This is a genomic window from Candidatus Omnitrophota bacterium, from assembly GCA_013791745.1.
Taxonomy (GTDB): domain Bacteria; phylum CG03; class CG03; order CG03; family CG03; genus CG03.
On record VMTH01000136.1, the window covers coordinates 1 to 6,511 of the forward strand.

General features: G+C 45.5%; 7 protein-coding genes. 2 read left to right on the forward strand and 5 right to left on the reverse strand.

Translation table 11 applies throughout. The features are described 5' to 3' along the window. The 5 genes from FP827_06425 to FP827_06445 all read right to left on the reverse strand — a co-directional run. Positions 1 to 1,113, reverse strand: a 1,113-nt coding sequence (locus FP827_06425; GenBank protein MBA3052702.1) for a hypothetical protein, incomplete at its 3' end; no start/stop codon positions are given. Positions 1,114 to 1,294: 181 nt separating this feature from the next. Continuing rightward, the gene (gene rfbD / locus FP827_06430; protein ID MBA3052703.1) at positions 1,295 to 2,179 is read right to left on the reverse strand and encodes a dTDP-4-dehydrorhamnose reductase; all 885 of its coding nucleotides are present in this window, start codon (positions 2,177 to 2,179) and stop codon (positions 1,295 to 1,297) included. Between the two features lie 121 nt (positions 2,180 to 2,300). Continuing rightward, positions 2,301 to 2,816, reverse strand: a complete 516-nt coding sequence (locus FP827_06435) for a dTDP-4-dehydrorhamnose 3,5-epimerase (protein MBA3052704.1) — start codon at positions 2,814 to 2,816, stop codon at positions 2,301 to 2,303. Positions 2,817 to 2,915: 99 nt separating this feature from the next. Further along, positions 2,916 to 4,076: a glycosyltransferase family 4 protein gene (locus FP827_06440; protein MBA3052705.1), complete on the reverse strand. Its 1,161-nt coding sequence runs from the start codon at positions 4,074 to 4,076 to the stop codon at positions 2,916 to 2,918. Next, positions 4,073 to 4,600, reverse strand: a complete 528-nt coding sequence (locus tag FP827_06445) for a hypothetical protein (protein MBA3052706.1) — start codon at positions 4,598 to 4,600, stop codon at positions 4,073 to 4,075. The genes FP827_06440 and FP827_06445 overlap by 4 nt, the downstream gene beginning before the upstream one ends. 131 nt (positions 4,601 to 4,731) lie before the next feature. Here FP827_06445 and FP827_06450 point away from each other — a divergent pair, with 131 nt between their 5' ends. Next, positions 4,732 to 5,484, forward strand: coding sequence for an ABC transporter ATP-binding protein (locus FP827_06450; GenBank protein ID MBA3052707.1), 753 nt, complete (start codon positions 4,732 to 4,734; stop codon positions 5,482 to 5,484). Then, positions 5,474 to 6,412, forward strand: coding sequence for a SufBD protein (locus FP827_06455; protein ID MBA3052708.1), 939 nt, complete (start codon positions 5,474 to 5,476; stop codon positions 6,410 to 6,412). Before FP827_06450 ends, FP827_06455 begins: the two co-directional genes overlap by 11 nt. The last annotated feature ends 99 nt before the right edge of the window (positions 6,413 to 6,511 follow it).

Here is a 6,511-nt window from a genome sequence, read left to right on the forward strand (position 1 = left end):
ATCTCCGTATTCTTTAAAAGCGTAGCTTTTATGAAAAAAACTTAGGTACTGAGAAAAACCGAAATTGTGCAAAGAATCGGCAGCTTCGCCACTAAAAATAGTTCCTTTTTGCTTTACCCCTAACCATTTTCTTGTACCTTTATATAATATAAAATGGGGCAAGGGAGCAATATAAATATTTTTTGAACGCAGACAGGGAAGCAATTCCCTTAAATTATCAGTTAATACATCCGAAGTGAAATCCAATGGAACTTCCATATGCCTAATATTAAAGTGCTTCGCAATCTTCTTGGCGCGGATTTTTTCATAGATATTCCAGTCTTTACCATCTTTAAATTTGCAATTATAAATTGAGCTTACGACCTTATCCTTGCCGAGCAATTCCACTAATATAGTAATGATATATGTTGTATCCCAGCCCCCTGTACTGTTGGCTATGTTTAGGCCTCTGCCCACTCTTCCTAAAACTGCCCGGTTGAATATTCCCGAATATTCCAATAACTTACTCTCATCATATTCCTCAATGTTCTTCAATGCAAGTATCCTGTTTTTCTCAAAACCATTCTTCGAATATTTAATACTTTCATCCGGCGCAAGTGCGTATATATCCTTATAAATTGTATGCCCCGCCGGAATATAATGGTATTTAGAAGACAACATAAGTGCCAGAATATTCTGGTCATAGTCTAATTTGCTTTTTCTTTTCGCTAAATACTCTAAATCGGAAGCAACACATAAACTTGTACTATTATAGGAATAAAATATTTCCCGTCTTTTTAACCTGTCCCCTATTATTTTTATGGATGTATTGTTGAATATTACTGTGTTGTATTCCCCCTCGAGATGTCTGATGCAATAGTCCAAACCCTTTCTCTTTATAACTTTTGTTAAAAATTCGCTTATGTATTTTTCCGACTTGTTCAGTAAATACTCTGTTTCTTTTTGATCAAAATAATAATATAGCGGCCCTTCGAATAGTATTCTTTCATCGCCGGCTTTTAAGATTATTGCGCCCTGTTCAAATTCAATAAATAATTTTTTTCCTAAAACCCTTGTGGCAATACCATTCGCCTTTACGCCTACATTCCTATTTATATTGTAATTGACAATCATTGCCTATTGCATCCTGTTTGATATAATCGGCGATCTCCGGTCGGCCCAGGTCCACAGTTTTATGATAAAATATTTATTTCCCATCCGCTATTCTCCTCTGAACACACTTGCGTTCATAGCGTTCAATGCGTTCTGAACACATTATATGCTTATTTATGCCCTCTGTCAAGAGCCCGTCTGCTCAGGATGTCTCCCCATTTGTTTTTGAACGGAGAACCTCCATAAAAGCCGCCAAAGCTTCCTTCCAGCCCCTCACGTTTACATTCAATTCTCTTTTTATCTTATCCTTCTTAAGCAAAGAATAGGCCGGCCGCATCGCGGGCCGTAAAAATTCAGAAGTAGTCACAGGAACTAACCTGACCTCGCTGGTTACCAATCCGATACTCTGCCCTATTCTGTATATCTCACACGCGAATTCATACCAGCTACACGAACCGCTGTTGCTGAAATTATAAATACCGTATTTCCCCTGGTCTCGTGTTATGCAGCTCAACACTATTTCCGCAAGATCACAAGAATAAGTGGGAGACCCTGTCTGGTCGCTGACAATTTTGATTTCATTCTTCTGTTTAAGCAGATCCAGAATTGTCAGAACAAAATTTTTCCCATAAGCGCCGTAAAGCCAGGATGTCCGTATGATATAATGTTTAGCCAGAATATCATTCAAATACAGTTCGCCCTTCAGCTTACTCTCCCCATAAGCATTAACCGGTTTTACCGGGTCGCCTTCACTATATCCTGATTTATTTTGGCCGTCAAAAACATAGTCCGTCGATATATGGATAAGCCCCGCATTAAGAGAGCCCGCTGTTTCAGCAATATTCTTTACGCCTTCCGCATTAATATTAAAGGCTTTTTCTATTTCCTGTTCAGCCCGGTCAACATCAGTGTAGGCGGCGGCATTAATTATCCAATCCGGCTTTCTGCCTCCCAGGAAGTTCATAACATCGGAATTACTGCATATATCAATTTCTCTATCACTCGATATGAATTCAACTCCGGTTTTTATAAGGAGTTTTTCAATATCGCTCCCGAGCATCCCTTTATTCCCTGTCAGCCAAATCATATACCTTTCGTCCTTTTTCCTTGTTGCCAGTTGCCAGTATCCAGTTATTTTTCACACTCACGGCTTCCAGCTTCCGTTTACCTTTTCCATTCTTCGCTTTTTCACTATTCCCTAACCCCTATTATCTTTCACTTGATCCGTGTTTCCGTGGTAGTTCTTTTATAAAATCCTGATAAAATTCATCTCCTTTATCTTCATGCCTTATTTCATCTATCTTTTCTTTCTTACCTTCACCGGCAAAAAGGCGGTCCGGAAAATTAAGAACCATACCGTCTTTTTTGGAAACATTTCTATACCCGTGTACCACTCCGGGGGGGACTATAAGCGTCAGGGGACGCGATTCACCGGCTGTTAAAACCATCTTATTCCTGAATGTCCGGCTATTGTTCCTATTATCCCACAGATGCACTTCAAATTCGCCGGGACCTATGAAACTGAAAACATCCGTCTGTTCAATATGCTCATGAGGGCCGCGGCCTATCCCCGGATGCGTATATGAAACATACGACATCACAGGTTGAATCCCCGCGGGGAGAGTGTCTGTTCTATAAGTCTCCATAAGGTTACCTCTGTTATCCTGAAAGCCCTGGATTTCTTTTATCACAACACCTTCGATCGCACCTTTATTAAAATCCATTTTTACCTCCGGCTCCGACAGCGCCGCCAGCAACAGCATTTTTTAGCCGCTTATGCCCGTTTGTTTTTTCTCTTCCAACTTTCAACTATCAACTTCCACTTAATCGCCCTGCCTGCCGGCAGGCAGGTATTTACTATTAGCTATACTGGCGTACACCCGATTAATATATTTTTCGGCCACGCTACCGATTGAATAGCCCCGGACTATTTTACTTCTTGCGGCTGTGCCCGCCGTAACATCGCGGCCGGCCAAGCCTTCTTTTATTAAATCCATCAGGCCGCCAGGATCAGTGAATGAAAACAAGAATCCATCCTCTCCGTCTTCTATAACTTCCCTGTTGGCGGGGATACCGCTGGCTATAACCGTCAGGCCGCATGACATAGCCTCGAGAAGAGCGTTTGAAAGCCCCTCGGCGCGGCTTGGAAGGACGAAATAATCCGCGGCTCTGTAAAAGCGGAGGATGTCGTTTCTTTTGCCGGCGAAGACAATATTTTTTATTTTCTTTTTTTCCGCAAGCGCCCTGAGCGCCTTTTCCTGAGAGCCTTCTCCGGCAATTACAAAAAGCCCGCGCTCATCCGAAGATGCCGCCCATGCCTCTAGAAAAAAAGCTATGTCTTTCGGTTCTTCAAGGCGTCCGGCGAAAAGAAACACTTTTTTTCCGACCCACCGCATTTCTTTTCTGAGCGCTTCCCTCTCATCCTGCGGAAGCGGCGAATAATAAGAACACTCCACGCCGTTTGAGATTTTTACAACGGATTCCTTATTAAATCCGGCCCCCAGAAGCTCCGAGGCGACCTCATCGGAAGGCGCCGTGAAAAGCGCGCGGGATTTCTTCAGAATATAGAGTTTCAGCCGGCCCCATGGTTTTCCGCGCGAAGTGCCGATATCCCCCGTCCTGCCTGCGCCCGCGAATTTGACCACACAGCCCTTCCCGAGGATCGCGGCACTCAGAACAGCCGCAAGAGCGGCGGATGTCGCCAGATGAACGTGTATTAAATCGTATTTAACCCTATTTGAAATCAGAAAGAAAAGAGCGCTGAAAAAAAAGCCGAACGAGAATATCCCCGGAAGGGCAAAACCCGGAAGCCTGTAAACATCCACCCCGTCAAGCGTCTCACAGGCGGCGGTGTTTTTCTCTCGCTGTGTCAGCACAAAGACGCCGTGACCCATTTTAAAGAGCTGTTTTGAAAGAAGGCGGCACTGATTTTCCGTTCCTCCCATCACAGGATAAAATCGCGGTATAAGCATGCAGATCCTCATTTTAAGACGGATATTATTTTACTGATTATCCTGAACTTTTTATCCGACGCTGACTCGGGGATGATCTCTACCGCTTTACGGATACCCCCCATAAGTTTTTTGATCTCGGCGAGCCTTCCCCTGTAAAATTCGGCGTCTTTCGCGGCCGCACCGCCCTTGAAATCCGAATCCCCCGCTTTTTCAAGCGCCGGCGCCAGTTCATCAAGTCTTTTCACCATACCTTCTTTGAATCTTTTGAGCGCTATGGTCATTATATCAGGATTTGCCTCATAGTAATCTTTTCTGTCTGAATTAACCCACAATTTCCGCACAGCCCCCCATGCTTCAAGGATCCTTATGTTCATTGAAGCTGAGCCTTTGCTGATCCCAAGCTCCCTGACCATGTCGTTGAGTGTGACAGGCCCGTCGCTCATATAAAGAAGAGCATATATCTGACCGGCTATGGGACTGAGGCTGAATCGGGAAAAGCCCATTCCGGCGAGATTGATCATATCTCTCTTTATATCAGATTGCTGTTTTTTCATATCGTTCAACTCGTACTGAACATATTATACGGTGTTCTTGTTATTTTGTCAAGACATTAAAGTTTCGGATATTAGCGCAGGAACACTCCGCGTCCAATTGAATTACACCGTCTTTTTTTGTTTAATAGCGGATGAGCAAAACTGAAACCATTCTTGAGTTAAGGGACATTGCCTTAAAACTGGGCGGGAAGAATATACTGCAGAATATAAACGCCTCTTTTGAGTCCGGCATAGTGCATGCCGTGGTGGGGCCCAACGGCGCAGGAAAATCCACGCTCGCGTCCGTCCTCATGGGCCTGCCGGATTTCAGGCACATAGAGGGAGACATCCTCTTCGAGGGGAAATCCATAAAAAATCTGGACACGGACAAAAGGGCGAAGCTTGGAATAACACTGGGCTGGCAGGAACCGGCGCGTTTCGACGGCATCAGCATAAGAGATTTTCTCGAAGCATCCGCCAAAGACAAATCCAGGGAAAATCTGGAAAAGGCGCTGGACGCCGTGGGACTCAGCCCGAAAAATTATCTGAACCGCGACTGCGACAAGACTTTGAGCGGCGGGGAGAGAAAAAGAGTGGAGATAGCCTCCATTCTCGTTATGGAGCCGAAACTCACTCTTCTGGACGAGCCGGATTCGGGGATTGATGTGGAAGCGCTGGATAAAATGTTCGAAGTCATGCAGATGCTCAAACAAAACGGCAGCAGCGTCATCCTCATAACTCACAGCCTGCAGGTGCTGAAACAGTCTGAAAGAGCCCTGCTCATGTGCCACGGCGGTATAAGAGATTCGGGTTCGTCTGAAAAAATAAGCTCCTATTTCCATGACAAATGCATGCCCTGCGATCTCAAATACGTGGCGGAACAGGGGATACCCTATGACAGATAAAAAAACGGCTCTTGATGAGCTTCTAAGTTCGATAAACAAAACGGCCGACGAACTGCATGACAGGCACACTGCCCATCTTGTCGTGCACCACAACAAAGTGCTGGGATCGCATCTTGTCCCGGGGTTAAAGCTGGACATTGAGGAAATAAAAGACGGTATCCGCGCGGTTATGAGGATAGAAGAAAACGCGGTGATAAACAACCCCGTTCAGATATGTTTCGGGATGCTCCCCGAAAAAGGAACGCAGAAAATAATCATGGATGTCGGATGCGGCAGAAATTCAAAGATATCCATAATCGCCCACTGCAGCTTCCCTAACGCCATTGATATAAGCCACATAATGGAGGCGGTGATAAACATAGAAGACGGAGCGGAATACCGGTATTTTGAAAGACATGTGCACGGAGAATCCGGCGGCACAAAGGTGTACCCCAAAGCGAAAGTCAATCTTAAAAAAGGCGCGAGTTTCGCCACGGAATTTGAGCTGGTAAAAGGCAGGGTCGGGCTGATTGACATAGATTACGAAACGACTTGCGGCGAAGACAGCTCTCTTGAGATGACAGCCAGAATAAGCGGCTACGCGGACGACATTATAAAAATAAACGAGACGGGGCATCTGACCGGAAAAAATTCGCGCGGATTTCTGAATTCAAGAATAGCGGTTCGGGACACGGCCCGGGCCGAAATATACAACAAACTCACGGCTTCGGCTCCGGGAGCGCGGGGTCATGTAGACTGCAAGGAAATCGTGCAGGATAAAGCAGTGGCCTCGGCCATTCCCGTCGTAGAGGTGAGCCACCCTCAGGCCCGCATAACACACGAGGCCGCGATAGGAAGTGTGGATTCCAAACAGCTCCAGACACTGATGGCGCGGGGCCTCAGCGAAAAAGACGCCGTGGCCCTGATAATCAAGGGCCTTCTTAAATAGAAGAGGAACACGCACCTTGACATTAAGATCCCAGGTCAACACTCTGCGGCCGGCTGAAATAAAAATCCTCTGGCGCGGGGTGCGGAGTGATCTGCTGAA

Bases quoted from the DNA above. Each gene is read 5' to 3' on its own strand.
- FP827_06455 (MBA3052708.1), top strand. From the start codon at position 5,474: ATGACAGATAAAAAAACGGCTCTTGATGAGCTTCTAAGTTCGATAAAC.
- rfbD (MBA3052703.1), bottom strand. From the start codon at position 2,179: ATGATTTGGCTGACAGGGAATAAAGGGATGCTCGGGAGCGATATTGAA.
- FP827_06435 (MBA3052704.1), bottom strand. From the start codon at position 2,816: ATGGATTTTAATAAAGGTGCGATCGAAGGTGTTGTGATAAAAGAAATC.
- FP827_06445 (MBA3052706.1), bottom strand. From the start codon at position 4,600: ATGAAAAAACAGCAATCTGATATAAAGAGAGATATGATCAATCTCGCC.
- FP827_06450 (MBA3052707.1), top strand. From the start codon at position 4,732: ATGAGCAAAACTGAAACCATTCTTGAGTTAAGGGACATTGCCTTAAAA.
- FP827_06440 (MBA3052705.1), bottom strand. From the start codon at position 4,076: ATGAGGATCTGCATGCTTATACCGCGATTTTATCCTGTGATGGGAGGA.